This is a genomic window from Paenibacillus sp. IHBB 3054, from assembly GCF_051594305.1.
Taxonomy (GTDB): Bacteria; Bacillota; Bacilli; order Paenibacillales; family Paenibacillaceae; genus Paenibacillus_AQ.
This window is the reverse complement of sequence record NZ_JBOFBG010000009.1, coordinates 1-24,258: the sequence shown is the minus strand read 5'-3', so window position 1 is coordinate 24,258 and position 24,258 is coordinate 1. Positions and strand designations below refer to the sequence as shown.

Sequence of the window (24,258 nt, the reverse complement as noted above, 5' to 3'; positions counted from 1 at the left end):
ACTTCATAAGGAGTTGGAATCATCCGGAGCTTCTGCCAGCGGCAGAATGATGATGGATTCGGTTCCTGCTCCTTTTTTGCTTATAATGCGGACTTCACCATTCATGGCCTCAATGATGCGGAAAGTGACCATAAGTCCCAGGCCTGTGCCCTTCGACTTGTTCGAGAAATACGGCTCGCCAAGCCGGTTCAATACGCCCGGTTCCATTCCCTCCCCGTTATCCTTCACATGAATATACACCCTGTCCCCTTTGGCATATACCGACATATGGATGGTCCCTTCCTCCCCGAGAGACTCGATACTATTCTTGATGATATTAATAAAAGCCTGCTTGAATTTGGAGGAGTTGCCCTTCACCCAACAATGCTCCTTCACGTCCAGCACCATCTTTCCCCCGTTCAAATGGCATAACGGAAGCAGGATGCTCTCGATATGCTTAAATTCATCATGAACATTAAGGATCGAGACCTGCTCGAATTCCGGTTTGGCAAAGGTCAGGAAATCCGTAATGATGTTCGCTGCGCGGTCCAGCTCGCTAAGGGCCATGAACAGAAACCTCTCTTCATCTCCGTTCGATTTCTCCATCAGCAGCTGCAAAAATCCTCGCGTAACCTGAAGCGGATTGCGGACTTCATGCGCTACGGATGCGGCAAGCTCGCTGATAATTTCCATTTTTTCCGAACGCTGCAGTTCATTGTTGAACAGCTCCAGCTCCCGGGAATATTTGACCACCTGCTGATGGTTCAGGGCCAGCCTGCGGCCGAGAATAATTATGAGCGAGAGAATGAACACAACCAGCGCCCATTTCCAGTAGAACAGATCATAATTGCCTTGGCGGATATAATACCACACCAGTTCGGCTACTCCAGTAAAGGCTGCAGTTCCGAAGCCGATGGCAAAAATGATCGCATCCTTATTTCCCTTCAAAGAATAGATAATGACACAGGCAATGAGGAGAATGAATTGAAGGATCATTAGAAATCCGATGATAGTGACAGATATAAAATAGTACAGTTCAACAAAGCGGTTATCCGACAGTCCATTGATCACTAGACAAACGATGCAGAATAAAGAATAGGCTGTCTGGAATTTGCGGAACTTACGGATGATGCCAAACCTTCCGCCGCCGAATATTTTCTCAAACAGATAGGTCAGCGCAGGCAGAAGCGACAGTAATGCCAAATCCAGAAAGACTATGCTTACCGGACCGAAATAGCTGTAAAAGGTATAAATAAACGGGGAATAGGTGATCGACAGCACTCCGGTGGAGGCAATGACGATAGATAAAGAGGCCGCTATCGAAAAGTAATCCTTGTTGAGATAAAAAGCGCACACAAACAGGACTATCGCCACGAACAAAAAGGCACCGCCCAGAATAACGTCGATAAGCCCGTTTTTGATATAGTCCTTAATCAGAACTCCGTGTTCCCCGATGATCACTTGATCCTTGATCCCGATTCGATCCTTAAGCGTTTCAGTCCATATGTACAGATTCTTCCCGTTGTCCCCGCTGCTTAGGGGCACAAGCAGTGAATAATTATCCTTAATATAACTGCGGTCAGCTTCAAATAGGAGGCGATCCTCCACGTACACTTTAACATGCAGTGCATATAACGTATCGATATAGACTGAGGGTGAGACATACTTGAATTCCGGAAGCTTAATTCGTGTCCATATAGAAGAGATACCGTCTGGAAGCTCCGTTGTTTTCCCGCCGGACCCGGCGCTCAGCCACCCTTCTTTAACCGAAACAGGAACCATATACCCTTTGTCCCCTGCCTTGTTGCCCCATTTGATTTGCCAATTTGTGATTTCTTTAGAAGCATAATGACTTTCCGCTGATACCGTGAGCGAACCGCAGATCATAAAAAGCAAAAAAAATGCTGCTATTATATGTAAACTTTTGACGATCAAGCGCATGTAAGCACCTCAGAAGAAAGTTTCAGAAACAAAGTGTTCTGTATTGGTATTATTTCGCGCTGGCCGTTGCCTATCCCTTCATAAAAACGAAATTTACCAAAAAAATTCTAAATTCTTCCGGCTGATGGCAATTTAACAATCACTTCGGTACCTTCATCTTTTGTACTATGAAATTGAATGGACCCGTCCATCGCTTCTATAATACGGAAGGTAACCATGAGCCCGAGCCCTGTTCCCTTGGTTTTGTTCGAATAGTACGGCTCTCCCAGCCGGGCAAGTTCGCTAACCCTCATGCCTTCCCCGTTATCCTGCACACTGATAATAATATGCTGACCTGATTTCCAGGCGGTTACTTGAATCAACCCATCCTCCTGAAGCGATTCAATGCTGTTCTTGATCAAATTGATAAAAGCCTGTTTAAACTTGGAGGCGCTGCCCTTCACTTGAAGATCGCTTTGCAGGCGGAGCTCTATCTCACCACCCTGCAGATTAGCCAGTGGCATCAAAATGCCGGACACATGCTTCAGTTCCTCCGAAACCTCAAATACATCCACGGTTTCCTGCCCCGGTTTGGCGAAGGTCAGAAAATCCGTAATAATCAAGGAAGCCCGGTCCAGCTCCTCCATGGCCATTTCCAGGTACTCCTTTTCCTTCTTGCCGGAGCGTTCACCCAGAATCTGCAGAAACCCCCGGGTTACCTGCAGCGGATTACGAACCTCATGGGCAACCGAAGCAGCGAGCTCACTGATGATCTCCATCTTCTCCGAACGCTGCAGGTCGTTGTTGAATTTCTCCAGATCCCGGGAATATTCCACGGTCTGTTCATAATTCCGGGCCAGCCTTCTCCCGAGGATAATGATCAGAGAAAGCAGGAACCCAACCACTCCCCATTTCCACCAATACAAGTGGTATCTATGTGTGGATGAAAAGTACAGGATCAGCTCACTAAGCGAAGGAACCGCGAAAATAACAAAGCCTATCGTGAAGATAAGAGCTTCCCGATTGCCTCTAAGAGCATGAATAACCGCAAGGACCAGCAAGTAAAAGAATTGCAGGATCATCATGATGCCGATCACTTGAACACTCATCAGTCTATACAGGTGGTCCAAGCGGTAGGAAAGTAATGTATTCAGCAGCAGAAAGCCGAGACAGAATCCCGAATAAACCAGTTGAAAATTACGAAACCGGACCAGCCACAGGCTTTTTCCACGTCCGAATATCCGTTCAAAATACAATGTAAATGCCGGCAGCAGTGTGAGTAAGGCCAGATCAAAACAAACCTCAATCCATTGGTCATGGCCGCGCAAGACGAGCTGCAGAAAAGGTGAGTAGGTGATCAGCAGCATGCCGAAGGAAGCAATAACAAGCACAAGCCATAAGCCGCCCGAGAAAAATTCCAGCCTGAAAAACAGCAGGCACATCAGCAGCGCAACAGCCATAAATATAAGGGCCGCACCAATGACAAGATCGATCAGATCCTGTTTAACATAATGGGCAAGGAGCTTGTCATAGCTCCCTACCCTGATCCCGCCTTCTATACCGAAACCTTTGCTGCCGCCGCTGCTCCACAAATAAAGCTGGCCGCTTTTATCTTCTGCCGGCAAAGGAATCAGCACTTTGCTGCCATTATAATTGACCATATCTGTCGAATCGTAAATAAGAACGTTATTCTTGTAAGCTTTAAGCGTATTTCCATACACTTTATCTATAAGCAGTGCCGAATTTGCCGCTGTCGGAGGTAAAGTGAAGCGCATCCAGGCTCCCGTCATCCCTTCAAAGGTGAGCGGCCTGGATGAACTTGCTGTCTGCTTTATCCAATCCTCATCAGGTGCAGACGCAGCCTCTTCAACATCCTGTATATTTGAACTTCCCCACTTCAGCTCCCATTCCGGCAAGGCAACGCCTGACCGCTCGTCCCACTCCATGACGATACCGATAGGCACTATAGCGATCAAAAGCAGCAGCATGAATATCGCAACTACTCTCTTTGGTGATGGCAACTTCATCTTGGCTCCTCAATAAATCATTAGTGGTATTTATATAGTTCATATGATTCTTATTTTCGACAACCTTCGCACTATACCTGCCTAATCTTGCAAAAAACCTCGAAATAAGTAGTTTACCCTTGGTTACACGGTTAAATGGCGCCTGGATTGAATATATTAAGATCAGGCTGAGAATCTCCTCTATACCCGTTCTGATTTCTAATGGACAGGCTGCGCCGGGGTGTACAGATTCGGCGCCGGATAAACGGGTAAAGAACTATTATAGAAGTCGAGGAGGATAGGCTATGGACAAGAAGGAAGACATCACTGCAGACCAACCCTCTGACGCGGAGGGGCTGGTAACCGAGCGGGATATCGATGAACAGTTCGGCCTGTTTCAGGAAGGGTCATTTCCCGGCGCCCTGCCGGACGACGACCAGCAAGCAGCAATTGACCATGCTGTTCCTAAAAAGGGACAGACTTAAGCAAAGGAGTTGAACGGCTATGGGTAATGAATTTAATAAAACTGAAGCCGATTTTGCATATGAGCGTTATACAAAGATGGGAGAAATCTCCCCGGAGCAGGATATTCCGCTGGAAGAACTACGGCCGCTCGGCACGATTACTGAACAGAGCACAAGCGGCAGCGGCACGGATCAGGAAGATAGACGGCCGCTCGAATCTGCATTCACCAGCCACGAACCCGTCGGTGCCGCTCCCATTGATTTCGATGGCGTAGTGGATGACGGTGCCGATCCGGCGCTCGTAGAAGACCACATTCTGGCTGCTGACATTGGCCTCAGTGCACCTGAACCTGCTCTTCGTCCGCGGGCTGAACGGCACGGAGAGATAGCTGCTTCACCGGGAAGCGGGCGAGATGAGCTGCTTGAATCCGATGCCGTCTTCGCCGCCGGAGTTGCAGGACTGACGGGCAGCGTCATTGATTATGCCGGTGACGACGAAATCCTGGACGATAAGGAGGAGGATCTGCCACTGGAGGATATTCCCGACGCCGACGAGCTTCAGCCCGGAACCGCTGTGGACCCTGCCTCACCTCCCCTGGATGTAATGCCCGGGACCGATGTCCTGAACGGATCAAACGGAGAAGAAGAGTAATGTAGGACTGACGCCAAGCGCCGCCGGAACTTGTTCCGGCGGCGCTTTTTCCATTAAAAATGGACCAAGCCGACAGCTTATCCTAATCCGCATCTCACGGCAGCGTAATCCGGCTGCTATTTCGGCATCGCTGCCGGTTCTCCAGAATGACGGGCTGCGATGACTTTCGCCTCCAGCTTACGGGTCTTCACCAGCACCGCCGCTACCAGCAGCATCACACCGTTGATGACAAACACCCAGCGGATGGGAATGAACGCGCCGAGCAAACCGCCGATAATCGGACCGGCCATCGTTGCCAGCTGCGAAGCCGCCTGATTCAGTCCGAATGCCCGCCCGCGGAATCCCGGTTCAATGGTCTGGACTATCATTGCGTTAACCGAAGGAAGCACCCCGGCATAGAACAGGCCATAGGCAAAACGAAGTACCGCAAACTCTACATAACCTGAGACAAAATACTGAAGGATGTTCCCAATCCCCCCGCCGATCAGGCCAATAAACAGGACAAGTCCGAAGCCTTTGCGGCTGCCTATTCTCCCCCATTGCGGTGCCATAATCACAGTAGCGATCCCTACGGCGGAGAATACAATTCCCGAGCTTAGTGTAGCGGTGCTTTTGGAAATGCCCATATCAAGCAAATAAATCGGCAGCAGCGGTTCAAGGATCATTACCGAAAAAGTACTGATGCCGGCCAGTGACAGCAGGGTAATAAAGGCGCGGTTGTTTCTCGCCTCCCGGATGTCATCCCTGACCCGTGATCTGGGTGCAGAGCGGTCGTAGTTCTCCTCTTTGGCGAAGAAAGTAGCGATTAGGGCCGAGACCAGAACGATCGCCGCCGAGAACAAAAAAGCGCTGCGGTTGCTGGTATAATAACTCACCACGCCGCCAATGAGCGGTCCGATGATGCTGCCGGTAGCTCCCGCAGTCGACATGATGCTCAGCGCATAACCGGTCTTATCCTCGGGCGTATTGGTGGCCACCATGGCGATGGCTGCCGGAACAAAGCCTGCCAGCAGCCCCTGAAAAATCCGTACGATCAGAAATACATATGGGTCATGGACGAAGAAATTAATTAAGTATAAGGCCGCCAGACTGAAGCCCGAGCGGATCAGCATCGGTTTGCGGCCATATTTATCAGCCAGTGAACCCCAATAAGGCGAAATCAGTGCACTGGCCAGGAAGGTGATGCCGAAGCTGACCCCCGACCAAATCTCCAAATGACTCGTGACCCCTAATTGGTCACTCAAAAAAATTGAAAGGAACGGAATCGAGATCGAATAGGCCGTACTGCAAAAGAAAACACCCACCCAAAGCACGATCAGGTTCCGCTTCCACGAAAACTGCATGAAGCACACATCCCTTCTGTTATACCTTGGAAGCATCTACCTATTCTACCCCTCTTTTGAACTTGTGCCAATCCCGACCCTCGCATCTCACTTTGCAAGAAGTGGGACAAAGAAGGTATGATAATGAAGAAGAACATGAGATGAACAAGGAAAAAGGAGAGATTACGAACGTGAAGCTAACAAGAAAAAAACCCGTCATCCTTCTGATGATGACACTGCTGCTGATCATTGTAGCCGGATGCGGCAACAAACCAGCTAACGGCAATGAAGCAGTTAATTCCGGCAACAACAAAACGTCAGGCAATACTGCAAACAGTGAAGCCAGCCCCGCTCCGCAAAAAGAAGATGCTGCTGCGGCTACCGAAGGCGTCCCTTCTGCAACAGCCAGCCACCCGGTCGTAACTATAGAGATGGATAACGGCGGCATTATCAAAGCAGAGCTCTATCCGGAAGTCGCTCCAAATACCGTCAATAATTTCATCTCCCTCATTAAAAAGGGATTTTACGACGGAACCATATTTCATCGGGTGATTCCCGGTTTTATGATTCAGGGCGGCGATCCTGACGGTACAGGCATGGGCGGACCGGATTACAGCATTTCCGGCGAATTCTCCGGCAACGGGTTCACCAACAACCTGCTGCATACAGAGGGTGTTCTTTCGATGGCCAGAAGCCAGGATGTCAACTCTGCAGGTTCGCAATTTTTTATTATGGCAGCCGCTTATCCGAGCCTGGACGGAAGCTATGCAGCTTTCGGCAAAGTTACAGAGGGCCTTGAGGTAGTGGAATCCATCGTCAACCTGCCGCGTGACGATTCGGACCGTCCGGAAGCACCTCCGGTGATGAAAAAGGTTACCGTAGATACGCTCGGCGTCACTTATCCGGAACCGCAGAAGGTACAGTAGCCTTTGATGGTTCATCTGCTCTGAAAGCCAAAAGCCCACCTCCGCTTAACCGGAAATGGGCTTTTGCTTATTTATATAGAACAACCGCTATCTTCTGCTGATGGCGTGATGCTCATTCCGCAGGAAAGTGCTGCGGCTTGTGCGCAGCAGAGCAATCCGCTCTTCTGCCAGCCGGTCTGCTGCGGCATAAGCCGGTATTCCATTGGCCTGTGAAATCTCTAGCACACGGGTAATGCTGCCATAGATCTTGGCAATTTTCTTATAGGCGCGTTCCTTATTATAGCCGTTCAATTCGTCAGCAACGTTGATTACGCCACCGGCGTTAATGACATAGTCTGGCGCGTAAACAATGCCCTTAGCGTGTAAGGCATCACCATGACGCGGCTCCTTCAGCTGATTGTTGGCCGCACCTGCGACAACCTTCGCCTTAAGCAGCGGCAGCGACTCATCATTTATGGTTGCACCGAGTGCGCAAGGGGCATAAATATCGCACGCTACCGAGAGGATGTCCGCAGGATCAACCGCTTTGGCCCCATAGGCCTCTACTGCCCGGGCCACAGCTTCCTTGTTAATATCCGTTACAATAAGCTGTGCTCCCTCTTCGTGAAGATATTTGCACAGTGTAAAGGACACGTTGCCTACACCTTGTACTGCCACCGTCTTGCCAGCCAGCGAATCACTGCCAAAAGCCACCTTGGCTGCGGCCTTCATCCCTTGATACACACCGAAAGCTGTAGCCGGTGAAGGATTGCCGGAGGAACCGTAAGTCGCCGAAATCCCGGTAACATAATCCGTCTCCTGATGAATAATATCCATATCCTCTTCCGTGGTGCCTACATCCTCCGCTGTGATATAACGGCCGTTCAAACCTTGTATGTATCTGCCGAAGGCCCGGAACATCGCCTCGTTTTTGTCTTTTTTGGGGTCGCCGATAATCACCGTCTTCCCGCCGCCGAGATTTAGCCCTGCCACAGCATTCTTGTACGTCATGCCTTTGGCCAGCCGCAGCGCATCGACAATCGCCGCTTCCTCGGAAGCATAAGTCCACATTCTTGTTCCGCCCAGTGCGGGCCCCAGTGTTGTGTCATGAATCGCAATGATCGCCTTTAAACCTGATGCCTGATCCTGACAAAACAACAGCTCTTCGTAATCGTCCCGCTGCATTGCTGCAAACAATTCCATTTTGTTCATTTCTCCTATCTCATCTCTTTGGTCGTGTTACGTTTCATAACAAAGCTAGTACACCAGGAGCGGATTGTCAATATCATTTGTCCTCACACCATGGATTTCATGATAAAAAAGACTTTTTCAAACACTAACTTCACCTGCGATGTGATATTAATAAAAGAAATAGCAGAATTGACTCTGCTATTCCCAGTATTGGTCGGGCCGGTACTCAATCTCGGACTGGACCGCTATCGTTAGACATCCTGAAGAAGCGTCGTAATGAACAGCGTTGTCGCCTACATAATACCAATGCTTGATAACCGGCCCCTCCGCAGGCTCCTCGAAGCGGAACACATTGAGCTCGGACTTCAACTCCACCACTGCTGCCCCTTTATCGGAAGCTACCCCGCAGATCGTAATTACCGTCAATTCGCCTTGCGGATCAAACGTATAGGTCGGGCCGTCCGTGCTGCTGACCAGCAAACGTCCTGTTACCGAATGCTTAACCAGCACTCTCTCCTGCTGCGCCATTATATGTCCCTCCTTGTAACTGTACTTCGCAAGCAGCTACGGTAGATCAATCACCATAACCAGGGTATTCTCTTCAGCGGCAAGACTTAATGCACTGACCTCTTCAATCCGCGCCGAATCCCCTGGCTGCAGCTCGACATCCCCCTGCAGCTTCAGCCGTCCTTCAATTAGATATGTAAAAATGCGCCGTCCCGGCTCCTGTTGAAAAGATAATACCTGACCGGCTTCCGCCCGGCCGAGATAAATCGTCATATCCTGGGCAATACCCACGACCTCTTCCGAAGGTTCTGCAGCCACCACAGTCAGCAGTTTTCCTTCAAGCTTCGCCGGATCAAAGCGGCCGGTGCTGTAAGAAGGTGCCGTTCCGCGGGTACGCGGCATGAACCACAGCTGCAGCAGCCGTACCGGCTCACTGTCCGAAGGATTATGCTCCGTATGAATAGCGCCAGTTCCAGCCGACATGCGCTGAATGCCGCCAAAGGTTGTTTCTGCTACATTGCCCAGATTATCCTCATGGCGCAGCCTGCCGGAAAGCACGATGGAGACGATCTCCATGTCGCTGTGCGGATGGGCACCGAAGCCCCTGCCCGGCGCGATGGTATCATCGTTGCAGACGCGCATCGGACCAAACGAGGTATTATTAGGATCATAGAAATCACCGAATGAGAAGCTGTGGCTGCCTTGCAGCCAGCCGTGATCAAAACGGTGGGCGGATTGTGCCGGATAGACTTGAATCATGTGATCCCCTCCTGAAAGTTTTGTGAGCATTCCTTCAAAGATCTGCTTCGGACAAAACTGACTTCGAAAGCATCTGCTAACAATATTTTAGCAGAAAGCACCGCAAAACAAAAAAACCAGCCAGCTTACGCTGACCAGCCCCTGCTTCCCTTGACAGGTGATGCTATTTAACCCTGAAATCCGTTCCAATGGGTAACCTGCTCCAGCGGCAATCTGACGGTTGGCCGTCCTTCCACCGCTGCCTTGCCTAGAGCAATCAGCATCACTGTTATATAACGCTCAGGGATCTGGAACAGCTCTCTGAAGCCATCGGGGTTGAAGCCGCCCATAGGCACAGTGTCATAGCCTTTCGCTTTGGCTGCAAGCATAAGCTGCATGGATACCAGGCCGCCGTCAACACGCGCGATGTTGTTCAGCACCTCAACCGGCATACTGGAATATCCATCCCGGCTTCTCTTCGCCATGGCAGCTCCCACTTCCGGAGTCACATATCCGGCAGCCTCCGCGTACTCGTAAATAGCCTCTGCATTGCGGTATGCCTCGGAATCGCCAAGCACGGCGATAACGGCAGAAGCTTCTACCGTCTGCTGCTGGTTGTTGGCGATAGGCAGCAGTTGTGCCTTCAGCTCCTGATCCGTAATGACGATGAACCGCCATGGCTGCAGATTGGAGGAGGATGGTGCCAGAACCGCCTCTCCTAGAATCTCCTTGAGCTCCTCCTCGGAAATCTTCCAGGATGGATCATATTTGCGCACCGAATGCCGTTCGCGGATCACCTTGTTAAATTCCACTTCCGTTTTCAATTCCGTTGACATCACACTACTCCTCCTCTTCCTAATCCGGTTTATATTCTGTGTTTATTAACACACAGTTAAAAGCAAAAAAATATACTCTCCCTGCGCCAACTCATCATGACGCATTTAACTGTATTTTAATATGCACAGTATAATTCAAATAAATGAATCCTGTCAACAACCTGCTTTGCGCACCATATCGGCAAGCGTATACTGCTCCAGCACGCCAAGCACACTGCGATCCATTTCCTCCAAAACATCTCCGCAGGCCGCCTTCATCTGCTCTCCAAAAGCATTGATGCACATCGTATCTTTTACCGCTTTATTGCGGGATTCCCCCACTTCCAGCGCCAGGTATATTTCCGCGAGCGTTAGCTCCTCCGGGGCACGGTTCAGCAAATATCCGCCATCCCTGCCTTCCCGGGTCACCAGGATATGCTCTCTGGTCAGCTTCGCCATCGTGCGTCTCAACAGCGTTGCCTCCGACGAGAGAAGCTCGGCGATCTCGCAGCTTGAACAGGTGTCGCCCTTTTTCGCCAGGATCACAAGCGCCTGCAATACCAATCCAAACGATTTATATTGAAGAGCTCCGCTGTTTCGTGTTTTTGTCATTATTCCCGCTCCTTTCGGCACATTCATGTAAGCTTAGTATAGAGCCCATCCCCAATTTTGGCAAAGAGAAAGCCCTGCCGGCATCGCAATACGATCTCGGGAGAGCTTGGCCGTTCGCGGAACCGGAATTTCTTGATATCGGTACGTTTCGTTTAGATTGTAGAGATTTGGATTTCAGAAACAACCGCCCATTCCTTGGAAGTAGTATCCTTCAGATACACCTGGATCTTATAGTTTCCCTTTGCATTAAATGTGCTGGAGAATTCAGCGGATTTGAACCAGAAGCTGTCCTTCTTGTCCTTGACCGACGCGGCATCAATATTTTCTGTTTTGCCCTCCGGATCGCTGATGATTATTTTCAAATCCGATATATCCGTCTTCAGGCTGTCCACCTGCACCAAGACCGAAAATTTATTGCTGACACCGCTTCTGACCTTTCCAAAGATCTTCCCCTGATCATCAAGCAACGCTATGTTAACATTCGGCTTATAGACACGGACAGCTTTGGCGGATTCGTCCCAGAACATAAGCGCCTGCAGTCCCCCAATCAGCTGCTGGGCAGGCAGATAGGTCTCTCCTTCAACTGATAATCCTGCTTGTTTTTGCAGCACATTGTTCAAATAGACCGCTATATCCGGTTTGCCGGGCGCGGCATAAAGCATGGTTCCGCCTGAAATCATCGTTACACAAAGTGCTGCCAAAACTCTCTTTTTCATCTTCCCCATTCTTGCTCCCCCTCTCTGTGACTATGCTGTTTATACCCTTCAGAGGGCAATTAGTTGCATAATATTAGAAAACAGTATAGCCGAACATTTGGTAGATCCAAACGGCGGCAGATGTGCATTGCCAAAAAAAACGGCTGCACCCGTCCTGTTAAGGATGGCACAGCCGGTTTCTCTGAAATCATATGATTAGGAACAGGACAACGTCCAGTCTTTCATGCAATTGTTACAGCTTGGCAATCGTTTCAGTAAGCACTGGCACGATTTGCGATTTGCGGGAAACTACACCCTTCAGAATGGCTTTGTTATCATCCAGCTTTACATTATAAGCCTGCTCTACAGCACCTGCAACGCGGCCCAGAGCCAAACCTACGGAGTCGTTGTTCAGGATATCTGTAACGACGAACAGGAACAGATCAAGTCCTTTGTCAGCAATGATCGTGTTCAGCGCGGCTTCCAGCTCTACCTGCTTGGAGAGCACATCGTTCACGTCCACCGCATTTACCTGGGCAATTTCCACTTTGTATTCACCCATTTTGAATTCCTTGGCATCCAGGGAAATCAGCTGTGCAATGCTCTTGTCGCTGAGGTCTGCTCCAGCTTTAAGCATGGAAAGTCCGTAGCTGTCTGCATCCACACCGGCAATTTCAGCCAGCTCACGCGCAGCTGCCACATCTTCTCCGGTGCAGGTTGGCGATTTGAACAGCAAAGAATCGGAGATAATGGCGGACAACATCAGACCGGCGATTTCCTTCGGAATCGCTACTCCGTTTTCTTTGTACAGCTTGTTCAGGATTGTTGCTGTGCAGCCAACCGGCTCGGCACGGTAATACAGCGGATGAGCCGTTTCAAAGTTGGCGATCCGGTGATGGTCGATAACCTCGACAACCCGCACCTGATCAATATCATTTGCGCTTTGCTGCCGTTCATTATGGTCAACCAGAATAACCTGTTTAGCTTCGCCTGCCACATTCTCTACCAGACGCGGAGCTGCCACTCCAAATTGATCGAGCGCAAATTGCGTCTCGCCGCTTACTTCTCCCAGACGAACCGGCTCGGCATCCCAGCCCAGTTCTTTTTTCAGTGCCGCATAAGCAATTGCTGAACAAATCGTATCCGTATCCGGATTTTTGTGTCCAAAGATCAATGTTTTTTCCATTTCCAATCTCCTTACTTTGTTTTTTGTGAGAATAATATACCATACATTGATAGGGACTAGCCAGATTGTGCGGCAGAACTTAAGTTTGAAATGAAAATGCAGAATAAAAATGCCGTACTACTGCTTCCCGTCACCGTCATGGATCAGCAGCTGGCCGAGCCTTTCCGCCAGCGTACCTCCGCCGACCAAAGAGACATTGCCGATCCGCTCACTGATTTTCTCCAGAAATTCAAGCTCCTTCAGACGGTATAGCGTTTTGTTCTCGTCCATCAGCTTTGCCGTGTTCAGCAGACTGCGGGTGGAGGCTGTTTCTTCGCGCCGGGTGATCAGATTGGCCTGTGCCTTCTTCTCTGCCAGCAGCACGGTATTGAGAATATCCTTGATCTCTCCTGGCAGAATAATATCCTTCACTCCGGCGGAGTGGAACTGTACGCCATACCCTTCACTCTGCTCCTGCAGCCGGGAGAGTACAAAGGCCCCCACCTCCTGCTTCATCCGCAGCAGATCATCGAGCTTCAGACTGCCGACGTATTCACGGAGCAAGAGCTGCAGGCTGATATACATTTGTTCCTCCACCGATTTGATCGCCAGCGTCCGCTGCGGATTCACAATCGAATACTGGCAGACAAAATTGAGCCGGAGGCTAACCTTATCCTCTGTCAGCATCTCCTGACCGGTCATATCCATTTGCTGCTGGCGCAGGTCAACGGTTTTTACCGCCACCTTCACCGGACCTCTCCAGAAATCATATTTGCCCGGCGGCAGCTCCCGCTGCAGCATGTTATTGAAATAAAGAATGCCGATTTCATGTGCGGCTACCTCAAAGCTCTGAATCGCATATGGAAAACACGGCAGGATGGAGCGGTCAATCTCCGCCGGAATCTCCGGCTGGCGGCTATCGGCGCGGATGAACCGGTGTGTGCTGAGCTTCGTCCAGAAAGCATGCTGGCCGGGAGGAAGCAAGGTTCTGAATCTTTCGTCCTCATAATGCAGCACATATTCATAATCCGTTACATTCACAATCTCCAGGTCATGCAGCAGCGCTTCGTCCTGCATGAAAACTTTCAACGCTTTGCCGGGGACGCTGAACGGCTCGCTTAATTTCAACTTTTTGATTTCCTGATCCGTAAAACCTGTCAACCAGTATGTACCGGGCTCTAAATATTTGTCGTAGCTGCCTTTCTTGAACAGTAGTCCGCGTTCATCGGCAGCAATCGTGATTTTATTTAACATTAGTTCCTCCCGAATCCGCCTTGATTCTCTGACTTGAGACGGTTCCTCTGATCGTCGACCCCGGCAAGGAGATTCTCCCGGTTGCGGCTGCGGAGCCGGTCTTAAGGAGCGGGAGAGGCAAGTTCTCGAAGGAAAGGTTCACGGCATAACATCTTGGCCCGCCTGCAGCCTGAAAAGTTATGCAATGCCTGACCCTCTATCCGTGCCCGTTCCCGGCTCCGGTATCCGCCGGCTGCATAGAAGCGCTTCCGGCGCCTGCCCGAAGGACAGGCCGAGAATCTCCGGCAAAGGTCTACTCATGTGCAATGCTCAAATTTTACCAAAGTCGCTTAAAAGGCGATGGGGATTCGAACCCCGAAGGAGGATAAGTCCCGGATCTGCTCTGCAGTATACCCGGCCATACAATGGCGGGCACTGCGGGATCATCAGAAATCCCCGCTAAGCACGCAGATCGTAAATACCCAAATCTATTATAATTTGTAAGTACCTCATTAATAAAGCTAAATTCCTTTAATCACAGCCATCGGCTTGCACTTCGCGACCACATCGGCTAAAGCCGCCCCCGTAATGCTGTCGATGATCTGGTCCACATCCTTATAGGCTTGCGGGCATTCATCCAGAATCGTCTCTAGGGAACGGTGGTTGACGATGATCTCCTCCTCCGTGCCCACCTTCAGTGACTGGCTGAACTCATCAACTGTCACTGCCAGCCGGGTAGCTCTTCTGGAGCGCACTCTTCCCGCGCCGTGGCAGATGGAGTAGAAGTTCTTCACGCCTTCCTCCCGCCCGAGCATGATGTACGAGGAGGTACCCATGGAGCCGGGAATCAGTGCGGGATGTCCTGTTTCCTTATACACAGGTGTGTTAAGGAAATGGCCCGGCGGCAGCGCACGGGTTGCCCCTTTACGGTGCACCAGCATCGGCTGGCCGCGGTGGAACTCCTTCAGCGCGTAGTTATGCATCAGGTCATACAGCACCGGCATTTCAAACTGCGGCCCGTACAGTTCCCGGAAAGCTTCCTGCACCCCGAAAGCGATCATATGCCGGTTGGTTACGGCGAAATTCAGCGCAGAGTACATCAGGTTCAGGTAGGCCTGCCCTTCCCGGCTGCTGATCGGCGCGTAATTCAGGTTCGGATCAGGATTACTTACGCCCCACAGATGCATCGCTTCCTTAATGGTTTTCGTATGCTCCCGGCCCACCGTTGCGCCCCAGGCCCGGGAGCCGGAATGAATCATCACGACAACCCCGCCGTCAAACAGCCCCCACTTCGCCGCCAGCTCCTTATGCTCCTCGGCAATCTCCAGATATTGAATCTCGCAAAAGTGGTTGCCGCTGCCCAGTGTGCCAAGCTGTCCGTGGGCGTTCTTGCGGATTTTGGGCGGAAGCTGCTCCAGCGCCGCATGGTCATAGCGGAAATTACTTTCCTCCACATGTGTGATCCACTGCGGCGAAGGAATATATTTGCCGGGCAGGCCATTTAGGCCGTTCCGCACAACCTCCATAATGTCGATGTCGGCATAGTTGCTGTTGACGCGCTCGTTCGTCGGCACATACTTTTCAATCGCTTCAATCAGCTTGCAGCGGACCGCTTTGTCCTGCAAATCCTTCTTGTGCAGCGGTGTGGTGTGGACCCGCATCCCGCAGCCGATATCCACGCCGACAATCGAAGGGGAGACCATACCGTCCTTCATATTCCAGACTGCCGTGGTGCCGATGCAGGTTCCTACGCCCACATGCGCATCAGGGGTGTAACCCATATACTTATTGCGCGGAATCCGCAGGTTGTTATCAGCCATCTCAAAGATTTTGTCTTCAAATGATCCGTAAATTTCCTTGTTGGCGAACACATGCAGCGCTCCGTGCGGAAGCTCCAGTTCATAATGATTGCCGCCATGGGTTTTGCTGTTCCAATTCATTTCATTCTCCTCCTGAACACAAAGCTTATTTTTTGATCCTAAAAAAAACTGCCGGTTCACGCGGTTCGCCGTCCTCTTCAGGAGCAGCAAAATCCAGCGTAATCCGGCAGTCTCATCTCTTGTTCCTCATAGCTGCAGCGGCGCAGCCATGCTGCGCTCTGCAATTGGAATCCCCCTTGCCTTACGCCTCGCAGGAGAGATACCGGGAAGATAGATGTCGCCGGACAAGTAAACATAACGCTCATCTCGATGAACAGCATATAGCGGGCAGGCGGGATCCTGCGGCTGCAATAGCTGTAGCGGTTGCGGTTGCTCCTGTTTCTTTTCCTGACTCTGTTTTTTTATAAATTGTTCATGCCAACTCATCTCTGCGTTCATGGTTCTCTCTCCTTTCACGAATGGGTTCAACCGTGCTGGAATGCTTAAATTTAGGGAAAGCTAGCTCATACACAAGTGGAAACGGCTTTGCCGTCCTCAAAAGGACGGTATCCGTTTCAGCGAGAAATAGAAGGATAATGTATAGCGTGAAGCATATAAATTTTTATATTTACAAAAAGACTGCGTCCCGCCGCCTCTTTCTTCAGCCGTCAAAAGGCGCACAAGAAAAAGGCTGCGAGATACGCAGCCTGGGTTCCCAAAAACTCTCTGAACAGTTGCAGGTTATGCCTGCATACTGCCGAGCAAGGGGGAGCTGCGCAATACAATCGTATCGTCACTATAGGAGACAAATGATGGCTCATCACCGGATAGAATTCTCTCGCTGAAGCCTGGTTGATCATTCTGTTCAAAGCGATTTAGTATCATCATTGTTCCTACACCCCCTGGCCCATTCCGACCCGTAAATTTGTTGCCAGCTTACCATGTTATTCCAGATGATGTCAACCGCTATATAGTTTGAACTTAAGATCGCTGTTGAACTCCATAAACAAAGGTTTTCCAGCCACTATACAGTCATCAAGGTATCTGACGCTTGGTCTTCGGCAGCGCCTCTGGCACTGCTTCGCCGTTCAGCGGTTCGTTATCCGAGAAGAGATCGGGATTCACAGCCAGCATCCGGCTTAGGATTTCAGTTGTTTCTACTGTGCCGCAGATCATTGCCACGGCATCCCCAAAGCTGCCCTTGCGTAAAGCACCGCCCTCTTGAAGCACCTGCTCCACCTTCCAAAAATGCTGCGACCAGGACAGTCCGCAATGTCTGCGGGAAGGCACGGCGATTTCTTCGCCTTCGGGCGTAACCGTGTAGAGCAGCTCATGGTCATCTGTCATTCTGCCGGGAATATCCACCCATTCCTCGATGCCATGGATGAACGTATTCCGCCGTAAATCGACGCCAAGCAGCATAATGTCGGCTTTGCGGTCGAGCAGCTTGCCATAAACTGAATCCCGTGAGCAAGGCGTATCCCGGCTTTCCTCTCCGGCAATGAACGCCTGCGCATCCTTGCCCAAGGCGGCCACGGAATGGGTCGGATGCCAGGAACGGATTACTCCCGGACGGCGGCGGAACAATTCCGGCAAAATCCCGACGCAGACAGGGGAGTTTAATACATCAAATCGCGGATTAGTGGCATTAATATACGACCAGGTATGTGTCGGCAGCACAAGCAGCCCGTCCTTCATATACTCACTGAGCACATCCAGTACCGTGTCCGCGCCTCCCTGCACCTCACCGATGCTTTTTAACGAAGAATGAACGAGCAGTGTCCCTGACGGATTGATTTCAAGTGCCTTCAACTGTTCAAACAAGCCTGCTTTGGTATGCATTTTCGCTTCTCTCCTTCACGAAATTTTACAGATCATAAATCCTCTATTGCAAATTAGGTTATTAACTGATAAAATTATAGTAACTTAATAATATTCATAAAGGTTCAAATCTGTATACTCGCCGTTGTGTTCTATCCGATTTTCATATGAACCGAACGATTCCAATACATGCTTAGGCAACTAACAGGAGGTAATATACCATGAGTTTAACATTAAAAGGACTTCACCATGTATCCGCGATTACAAAGAAAGCACCGGAAAATTTCAAATTTTACACCGAAGTGCTTGGTCTGCGCCTGATTAAAAAGACCGTAAACCAAGATGACATCTCCGTGTATCATTTGTTCTACGGGGATGAGCTGGGCAATCCGGGGACAGAATTGACTTTCTTCGAGCTTCCGAATGCTGGACGCAACCGTGACGGCAATAACAGCATCTCTGCCCTTTCACTGCGTGTGCCGGATGATAAGGCACTTGATTATTGGAAACAGCGTTTAACCGAGTTCAGCGTAGAGCATGATGAAATCACCGAGCGGGGCGGCCGCAAGACATTGGCCTTCCGTGATCCTGAGGGACAGCGTTTCAATCTGGTCTCGGACGAGAACAATCAGGGCGTGCCCGGCGGCAAGCCCTGGGATAAGAGTCCTGTTCCGGCAGAGCATGCCATTGTCGGTCTGGGCCCCGCACATTTAACCGTCGAAACAGCAGAACACACCGCCTTGGTGCTGGAAGATCTGCTTGGCTTCCGCCGCAAAGGCAGCTATCCTTCGCCCGCAGCCGGGCAGCCGGACATCATTGTATATGAAACCGGAGAAGGCGGTTCCGGCACAGAGGTGCATTTGGAGGAACGCAATGACCTTCCCCAGGAACACCTCGGACGGGGCGGTGTACACCATGTGGCCTTCCGCGTGGACAACGAAGAGGAATTAAAGCAATGGATCGAGCGCATCCGCACAGTACAGCTGCCCAATTCCGGGTTCGTTGACCGCTTCTACTTCCGCTCCCTCTACTTCCGCGAGCCTAATGGCATTTTGTTCGAGCTGGCTACGGATGGTCCGGGCTTTGCCACGGACGAACCGCTTGAGCACCTGGGGGAATCGCTTGCCCTGCCGCCGTTTCTGGAATCGAAGCGTGCACAGATTGAAGCCCATCTGAAGCCGCTTGATACCCGCCAGCAGTCTTAATCCGGCTGTCTGTTAGTTTTTAAATACTGAGGCACGCCTCTTATATAACAAAGCCGCATTCTCTGTGAATGCGGCTTTGTTCATACTGCTGAGTTCTGCAGCTGGATATTTAGATTTCCGACCAGGTAACGGTGAAAACGTTATAGCCGGGCTGTGCTGTCGAAGCTCGGCCCGAGATGGAGACCGGGCTGATTCCGCCCAGTTTGCCGGTAATCTTTACAGTTGTTGCAGTTACCGTCTCTGATGCATTCTCCGACCTTTTAATCCGGGCATATTCACTATACACGAACCCCATCGTAGCCAATGTCTCCTGGGTCATATAAGTAAAGGAGGCCTTCATGACTCCGCCCGAATCCGTATCCACTGTTGTTGTAACCACGGCATCTGCCGGAATCGGAAAATCCTTCGGCAGATTAGCAGGCCGTTTCACACCCGCCGCCGGAGTACTTGTGCCGCTGCCGGAGTTCCCGGAACCCGCAGTACCTTCGGTGCTTCCAGAGCTTCCTGACGCTGCTCCAGTTTCGGTCCCGCTGCCGATTCTCACTTTGGAATTAACCGCATCATAGGCAACAGGCACGTCCAGGGCATCTGCGATGGAGCGGATCGGCAAATACGTCGTCCCCTCATAGGTGATCGGAGCCAAGGTTTTGCCGTTGGCATCCTTCAGCCAGTAGGGAGTGCCGTCCACGACAATACCCAGTCCATGGTTCAAGTAAGCCTTGATCTGCTGCAATTTACTTCCTGCGTATACGCCAGCAGAACCGGTTACGGCCATGCCGGCTACAATTGTGGCAATCAGCCATTTTTTATTCATAGCAATCCTCTCCCGTATATTAGAATGATGTGGAATTGAATTTTGCGTCTTAATACTATTTAACACCGGGAGAGCTTTTCAACCTGCTAAGTCTCCAACTTCAGGCGATAATTCCAAGAAGCTCGGACAGATCCCGGATTTCATATGTAGGCTTAATCCCCGCTTCATTGGCTTTCTCCAACGGATTGAACCAGCAGGTGTCGATCCCGTAATTCATCCCGCCCTGGATATCCGATGTCAAAGAATCGCCCACAATCAATACTTTGCTTTTATCCGTAATCCCAAGTTTGGCAAAAGCATAATCGAAAATCCCGGGCTCCGGCTTCTGCGAGCCTGCCTCCTCGGAAATAATAATCTGCTCAAACGTATTGCAGAGTGGCGAACCTTGAATTCTGGACAACTGCACATCTTTGATTCCATTCGTGATAATCGCAAGTCTGCAGCCGGTAAGCTCGCCGCACAGTTCCACCGCCCCCTGAATCAAATAGGTCCCCTCACCCAAAAAGCGCAAGTAGACTTCGCTGAAGGCCTCCGGACTGTATTCGAGCTTGTGGTGCGCAAACAACCGGTTGAACCGTTCCACCCTGAGCGCCGCCGAGGTAATCCGCCCCTGCTCCAGATCCTTCCACAGCGCCTGATTGATTTCGCGGTAGCTGGCCGCATATTCCTCCGCCCCCGTCGGCAGCCCGAAATGGGCAAACACATTTAGAAAAGCCTGTCCTTCCGCCATTCCATAGTCAAACAGCGTATCATCGGCATCAAATAAAATAACCTCGTATTTCATAATTCCCCTCCTGTTTTATGTTTCGTCGACAAACGATCTGCTTCTGCGATATAATTTAGACAGACCTGCTTAAAAAAATCAACGGTGGTGATTGTCATTTTATACGTTTTATCGTTTCTGGTGTCATTTTTCATCGTCTATTGGCTGATTCCTCCGCTTAGCAAACTGGCTTTTCGGCTTGATTTTGTGGACAAGCCCCGTCAGGATGTCGAACGCAAAATACATAGGGAGCCCATCCCTCTGACAGCCAGCTATGCCATATTTATCGGATTTTTCATTACATATCTGCTGTTTGCCCGTGACTTCTCATTGGAGACACTAGCCCTGTTCATCGGCGGTGTGCTGCTACTGACTATAGGCACCATTGATGACTGGTACAAAACCAAGGGCAAGGATTTCCCGGCACTGCCCAAGTTTATCGTACAGATTGCAGCGGCGATCCTTGTTTTTCTCTCGGGTAATGCCTTTACCGGGTTCATTAATCCGTTCTCCGGGGATTACATCTCCCTGCCGGTTATTCTGCAGTTCGTGCTGACGATCATCTGGATCTTCGGCGTAACTACAGTCATTAACTTCTCTGACGGCATGGACGGATTAGCCGGGGGACTCACGGCCATTTCGGCAGTCACCCTGTTTATTGTCGCTGTGACCAAAGGGCAATCTACTTCCGCAATCATGGCTATTGCTCTCGTCGGAGTTACACTTGCCTATCTGCGCTACAACAAGGCACCAGCCAAAATCTTCATGGGCGACGCAGGCGCCACCTTCCTCGGCTTCATTCTGGCCGTGATTGCGCTGGACGGCGCGTTCAAGCAGGCAACGGTACTGTCGTTGTTCATCCCGATTTTAGCGCTTGGCGTGCCGATTTTCGATAATATCTTTGTCGTCGTCAAACGCTTCATCCAAGGCAAATCGATCTATCAGGCCGACGCCACCCAGGTGCATTACCGCCTGCTCAAGGCCGGTCTTAACCAGAAGCAGGTTGTTGCCGTGCTTTATCTGGTCAGCGTGTGCCTGTCGCTGTCCTCGATCATCCTGTTGCTGATCGAGACTTAACAGACGGCGTATACTCAAACTGCCGGGCTTGCCTGAGCGCCAAAATAAGAAAAACACCCTTAACGTGCAGGGTGTTTCAGACTGTAGACCAATAGGGTTTCAGAACTTGTCCCTGAGTTCTGAAACCCTATTATATATTTTTTCACATATTCACCTGCGTTCTCTTATATAAAACTGGTATTGCCGCTGCTATAAGGATCATACCCATAAAAGCGGGTGCGGCATGACCAAGTAATACATAGATTTGACCTCCAATGACAGGCCCAATCATTCTTGCTAAAGCCTGAATAGATTGGCTCCCCCCTTGAATCCTTCCTTGTTCACTAGAATCGGCAGACTTGGAGAGCATCCCATTAAATGAAGGCCCAAAGATCGAATCACCGAAACCAAATATAAACATGCCAGCGATAAAAAGAGGATAGAGTGAGAACAAAGCAGATAGCGCAATAAAACTGTAGCCTACAATCTCTGAAATCATTCCAAGAACTGCTATCTGTGTATCACTAAGTTTTGTCAAAAGCTTTGGCATTATGAACCCTTGTGAAATGATGTCTTGAGCGCCCATAATTGAAAACACAAGTCCGATTAGTGCAGGCTTCCAACTGAAAGTATCCATTGTAAATTGGGATAAAACTGCCTGTAAAGATCCGTTGGGTATCCAAAGTAAGAACGCCGAGACAAGTAGCCTTTTTAAGTTTTTCGTGGAAAGCAGGTTAGCAAGCTGTGTAAATGGATTCAGTCTAACAAAGGTAATCTCTTTCAGTCTATTATTCTTGCCAAGGCTCTCAGGCATAAAAAAGAATCCATAAACAACATTCAATAAAGTTATTATTGCTCCAAAATACATGGGTACAGCATAACCAAACTTGGCAAGTAATCCGCCTAGAGTTGGGCCAATAACGGTGCCTACACCTACAACCGCACTTACCCATCCAAAGTATTTGGTTCTCTGCTCTGGAGGAATGATGTCTGCAAAATATGCGAAAATCGTGCTTATGCTCCCGCCTGTTATACCTTCTATTATGCGCCCGGCAAATAGTACCCATAGAGCTCCGCCTATGCCAAAAATGAAGTACCCGATTGCGGAACCCAAAAGGCATACTAAGAGCAATGGACGACGGCCATATTTGTCGCTCAAAGCCCCAAGTACGGGGGCCGCAAAAAACACACAGAGGGCATAAACAGAGGTCAGCAGCGTAACAACTATAGCTTGCTCTCCCGGATTGCTTGTATAAGGCTGCACTAAGAATGGGACGACAGGCATTATGATGCTGAAGCCTATTCCGCAAAGAAACACAGAGATAAGACCGAATATTAAAGCGTGTTTATCTACGGTTTGTTCTGTGTTCTGTTCATTGTGTGATCTAAATATGGACATTAAATTCTCTCCTCAAAAGCTGTTATTTCGTTTCCTCGTCAACAAAATAATATCCCCGTTTTGTTTCCTTGTCAACAAATTAAACAGCAAAAAAAGGCAGCCCTTTCTCAATAGAGCCCGGCTGCCTGTGGTTTCATTTTCATTATTCAAAGTTATTCCGACTTACAATCTATACCCAGTTTTTTTATTTCTGCATCCAAATGCCTACTATACTTTTCCACGAAGCTAAGCATGCTGTCGAATTGTTCCTCGGTTACCTGCTCAAATACGGCTTTATCCCGCTCTTGAAACTCTTTGTGCAGGTCCTCATGGATTTTATAAATTACTTTCCCTTGCTCAGTAAGCCTAAAATAGATTTCTTTCTTGTTATCCTGCTTCTGGTAGCTTTCGATAAGGCCTTTTTTTATGAGCTTCTTAGTCATTTTACTTATGGCACCGCGGGTCATATAAAAGGACTCCGCAAGTTTTGTTACGTTGGAATCTACATTTCTTTCAATGTATTCGATGCAATGTACTTCAGAAGACTTATAACCCTTAAGACTGTCCTCCATCTTATCCTTATTAAGCCAAACCATCTTGTTATATACGTCCCTGAAGCCCATTATGACCTGTTCTTCTTTGTTCATGGCCTGTCCTCCCACCCGCTCAGTGCATTAACAATATAATATAGTATATTTTTGTTTCTATTTCAACATTGTCAAAATAATTGATTAAATAACCAATACACGACTGGAGGGAATATAGTATGATTTTAAAACAGGTTCACAATAAATTTGACAAAGCAAATAGGGTTTTGAAACAGAAATAATTCGTTTCAAAACCCTATTTAACCTACAGGGTGTTTTTTTATTGCACTGCGTTGCCCCCGCGGTGCGGGCCAGTTGGCACTGGTTATTGCGGCTGCTTTCCGGGTTGGTGCTGACTGCTGCGACCGGGGTTCAGCTTAGACTCTGGACCCATAATTGTACTTCGTACAACTAAATAGGCAGAAATCACCTCTTGTCACGGTTTAGTTGCACTTCCAGCAATTATAATCGCAAGAAAGGCCGTTACAGACGCAAATCCTCATTTATAGCTGTACGGAATACAATTAACGCCTACAGCATGCCAAAATCCTCTTATTTAGTTGTACAGAAT

General features: G+C 49.6%; 25 protein-coding genes. 5 read left to right on the top strand and 20 right to left on the bottom strand.

Going from position 1 to position 24,258, the window contains the following annotated elements; translation table 11 throughout:
* Nucleotides 1-3 precede the first annotated feature (3 nt).
* Nucleotides 4-1,866: an ATP-binding protein gene (locus tag ACQ76X_RS12615; RefSeq protein ID WP_438494446.1), complete on the bottom strand. Its 1,863-nt coding sequence runs from the start codon at nt 1,864-1,866 to the stop codon at nt 4-6.
* A 161-nt stretch (nt 1,867-2,027) separates the two neighbouring features.
* Complete coding sequence (locus ACQ76X_RS12610; RefSeq protein ID WP_438494218.1) at nt 2,028-3,920, bottom strand: ATP-binding protein; 1,893 nt, start codon at nt 3,918-3,920, stop codon at nt 2,028-2,030.
* Nucleotides 3,921-4,210: 290 nt separating this feature from the next.
* Here ACQ76X_RS12610 and ACQ76X_RS12605 point away from each other — a divergent pair, with 290 nt between their 5' ends.
* Nucleotides 4,211-4,390 (top strand): hypothetical protein, encoded by a 180-nt coding sequence (locus ACQ76X_RS12605; RefSeq protein WP_438494217.1) that lies wholly within the window; start codon nt 4,211-4,213, stop codon nt 4,388-4,390.
* Nucleotides 4,391-4,409: 19 nt separating this feature from the next.
* Nucleotides 4,410-5,021, top strand: a complete 612-nt coding sequence (locus ACQ76X_RS12600; protein WP_438494215.1) for a hypothetical protein — start codon at nt 4,410-4,412, stop codon at nt 5,019-5,021.
* Nucleotides 5,022-5,137: 116 nt separating this feature from the next.
* On the opposite strand, the gene ACQ76X_RS12595 is transcribed toward ACQ76X_RS12600, so the two are convergent.
* Nucleotides 5,138-6,364: an MFS transporter gene (locus ACQ76X_RS12595; RefSeq protein ID WP_076110006.1), complete on the bottom strand. Its 1,227-nt coding sequence runs from the start codon at nt 6,362-6,364 to the stop codon at nt 5,138-5,140.
* 140 nt (nt 6,365-6,504) lie between these two features.
* On the opposite strand from ACQ76X_RS12595, the gene ACQ76X_RS12590 reads away from it, so the two are divergent.
* Complete coding sequence (locus tag ACQ76X_RS12590) at nt 6,505-7,269, top strand: peptidylprolyl isomerase (protein WP_052092445.1); 765 nt, start codon at nt 6,505-6,507, stop codon at nt 7,267-7,269.
* Nucleotides 7,270-7,356: 87 nt separating this feature from the next.
* Here the strand turns inward: ACQ76X_RS12590 and ACQ76X_RS12585 are convergent, their stop codons facing one another.
* The 13 genes from ACQ76X_RS12585 to ACQ76X_RS12525 form a co-directional block, all read right to left on the bottom strand.
* Nucleotides 7,357-8,451, bottom strand: a complete 1,095-nt coding sequence (locus tag ACQ76X_RS12585) for a Glu/Leu/Phe/Val family dehydrogenase (RefSeq protein WP_438494444.1) — start codon at nt 8,449-8,451, stop codon at nt 7,357-7,359.
* 186 nt (nt 8,452-8,637) lie between these two features.
* Nucleotides 8,638-8,967, bottom strand: coding sequence for a hypothetical protein (locus tag ACQ76X_RS12580; protein ID WP_438494213.1), 330 nt, complete (start codon nt 8,965-8,967; stop codon nt 8,638-8,640).
* 36 nt (nt 8,968-9,003) lie between these two features.
* Nucleotides 9,004-9,705: a pirin family protein gene (locus tag ACQ76X_RS12575; RefSeq protein WP_438494211.1), complete on the bottom strand. Its 702-nt coding sequence runs from the start codon at nt 9,703-9,705 to the stop codon at nt 9,004-9,006.
* Between the two features lie 167 nt (nt 9,706-9,872).
* Nucleotides 9,873-10,520 carry a nitroreductase family protein gene (locus ACQ76X_RS12570; RefSeq protein WP_379144067.1) on the bottom strand — a complete coding sequence of 216 codons (648 nt, stop codon included), beginning with the start codon at nt 10,518-10,520 and terminating at the stop codon, nt 9,873-9,875.
* Nucleotides 10,521-10,673: 153 nt separating this feature from the next.
* On the bottom strand, nt 10,674-11,111 hold the full coding sequence (locus ACQ76X_RS12565; RefSeq protein WP_038586441.1) for an RrF2 family transcriptional regulator: 438 nt from the start codon (nt 11,109-11,111) through the stop codon (nt 10,674-10,676).
* Nucleotides 11,112-11,263: 152 nt separating this feature from the next.
* Nucleotides 11,264-11,836: a copper amine oxidase gene (locus ACQ76X_RS12560; RefSeq protein WP_438494208.1), complete on the bottom strand. Its 573-nt coding sequence runs from the start codon at nt 11,834-11,836 to the stop codon at nt 11,264-11,266.
* Between the two features lie 223 nt (nt 11,837-12,059).
* Nucleotides 12,060-12,992 (bottom strand): manganese-dependent inorganic pyrophosphatase, encoded by a 933-nt coding sequence (locus ACQ76X_RS12555; protein ID WP_038586438.1) that lies wholly within the window; start codon nt 12,990-12,992, stop codon nt 12,060-12,062.
* A 117-nt stretch (nt 12,993-13,109) separates the two neighbouring features.
* Complete coding sequence (locus ACQ76X_RS12550; protein ID WP_438494205.1) at nt 13,110-14,225, bottom strand: slipin family protein; 1,116 nt, start codon at nt 14,223-14,225, stop codon at nt 13,110-13,112.
* A 177-nt stretch (nt 14,226-14,402) separates the two neighbouring features.
* Nucleotides 14,403-14,525: a hypothetical protein gene (locus ACQ76X_RS12545; protein WP_256718072.1), complete on the bottom strand. Its 123-nt coding sequence runs from the start codon at nt 14,523-14,525 to the stop codon at nt 14,403-14,405.
* Between the two features lie 200 nt (nt 14,526-14,725).
* Nucleotides 14,726-16,144, bottom strand: a complete 1,419-nt coding sequence (locus tag ACQ76X_RS12540) for an RtcB family protein (RefSeq protein WP_438494204.1) — start codon at nt 16,142-16,144, stop codon at nt 14,726-14,728.
* A gap of 126 nt (nt 16,145-16,270) precedes the next feature.
* A complete protein-coding gene (locus ACQ76X_RS12535; RefSeq protein WP_438494202.1) occupies nt 16,271-16,522 on the bottom strand; it encodes a hypothetical protein in 252 nt (83 codons plus the stop codon).
* Between the two features lie 282 nt (nt 16,523-16,804).
* Nucleotides 16,805-16,951: a hypothetical protein gene (locus ACQ76X_RS12530; RefSeq protein ID WP_438494200.1), complete on the bottom strand. Its 147-nt coding sequence runs from the start codon at nt 16,949-16,951 to the stop codon at nt 16,805-16,807.
* Between the two features lie 147 nt (nt 16,952-17,098).
* Nucleotides 17,099-17,905 carry an AAC(3) family N-acetyltransferase gene (locus tag ACQ76X_RS12525; RefSeq protein ID WP_438494198.1) on the bottom strand — a complete coding sequence of 269 codons (807 nt, stop codon included), beginning with the start codon at nt 17,903-17,905 and terminating at the stop codon, nt 17,099-17,101.
* A 200-nt stretch (nt 17,906-18,105) separates the two neighbouring features.
* Here ACQ76X_RS12525 and ACQ76X_RS12520 point away from each other — a divergent pair, with 200 nt between their 5' ends.
* On the top strand, nt 18,106-19,089 hold the full coding sequence (locus ACQ76X_RS12520) for a ring-cleaving dioxygenase (RefSeq protein ID WP_076110018.1): 984 nt from the start codon (nt 18,106-18,108) through the stop codon (nt 19,087-19,089).
* A gap of 109 nt (nt 19,090-19,198) precedes the next feature.
* Here ACQ76X_RS12520 and ACQ76X_RS12515 read toward each other — a convergent pair whose 3' ends face one another.
* The gene (locus ACQ76X_RS12515; RefSeq protein ID WP_438494196.1) at nt 19,199-19,903 is read right to left on the bottom strand and encodes a stalk domain-containing protein; all 705 of its coding nucleotides are present in this window, start codon (nt 19,901-19,903) and stop codon (nt 19,199-19,201) included.
* Between the two features lie 100 nt (nt 19,904-20,003).
* Nucleotides 20,004-20,687: a YjjG family noncanonical pyrimidine nucleotidase gene (locus ACQ76X_RS12510; RefSeq protein WP_438494194.1), complete on the bottom strand. Its 684-nt coding sequence runs from the start codon at nt 20,685-20,687 to the stop codon at nt 20,004-20,006.
* Between the two features lie 96 nt (nt 20,688-20,783).
* Here ACQ76X_RS12510 and ACQ76X_RS12505 point away from each other — a divergent pair, with 96 nt between their 5' ends.
* Nucleotides 20,784-21,743: an MraY family glycosyltransferase gene (locus ACQ76X_RS12505; protein WP_179091714.1), complete on the top strand. Its 960-nt coding sequence runs from the start codon at nt 20,784-20,786 to the stop codon at nt 21,741-21,743.
* Nucleotides 21,744-21,885: 142 nt separating this feature from the next.
* On the opposite strand, the gene ACQ76X_RS12500 is transcribed toward ACQ76X_RS12505, so the two are convergent.
* Nucleotides 21,886-23,121, bottom strand: a complete 1,236-nt coding sequence (locus tag ACQ76X_RS12500) for an MFS transporter (protein WP_438494192.1) — start codon at nt 23,119-23,121, stop codon at nt 21,886-21,888.
* 152 nt (nt 23,122-23,273) lie between these two features.
* Nucleotides 23,274-23,747, bottom strand: a complete 474-nt coding sequence (locus ACQ76X_RS12495; protein WP_438494190.1) for a MarR family transcriptional regulator — start codon at nt 23,745-23,747, stop codon at nt 23,274-23,276.
* Nucleotides 23,748-24,258: the final 511 nt, after the last annotated feature.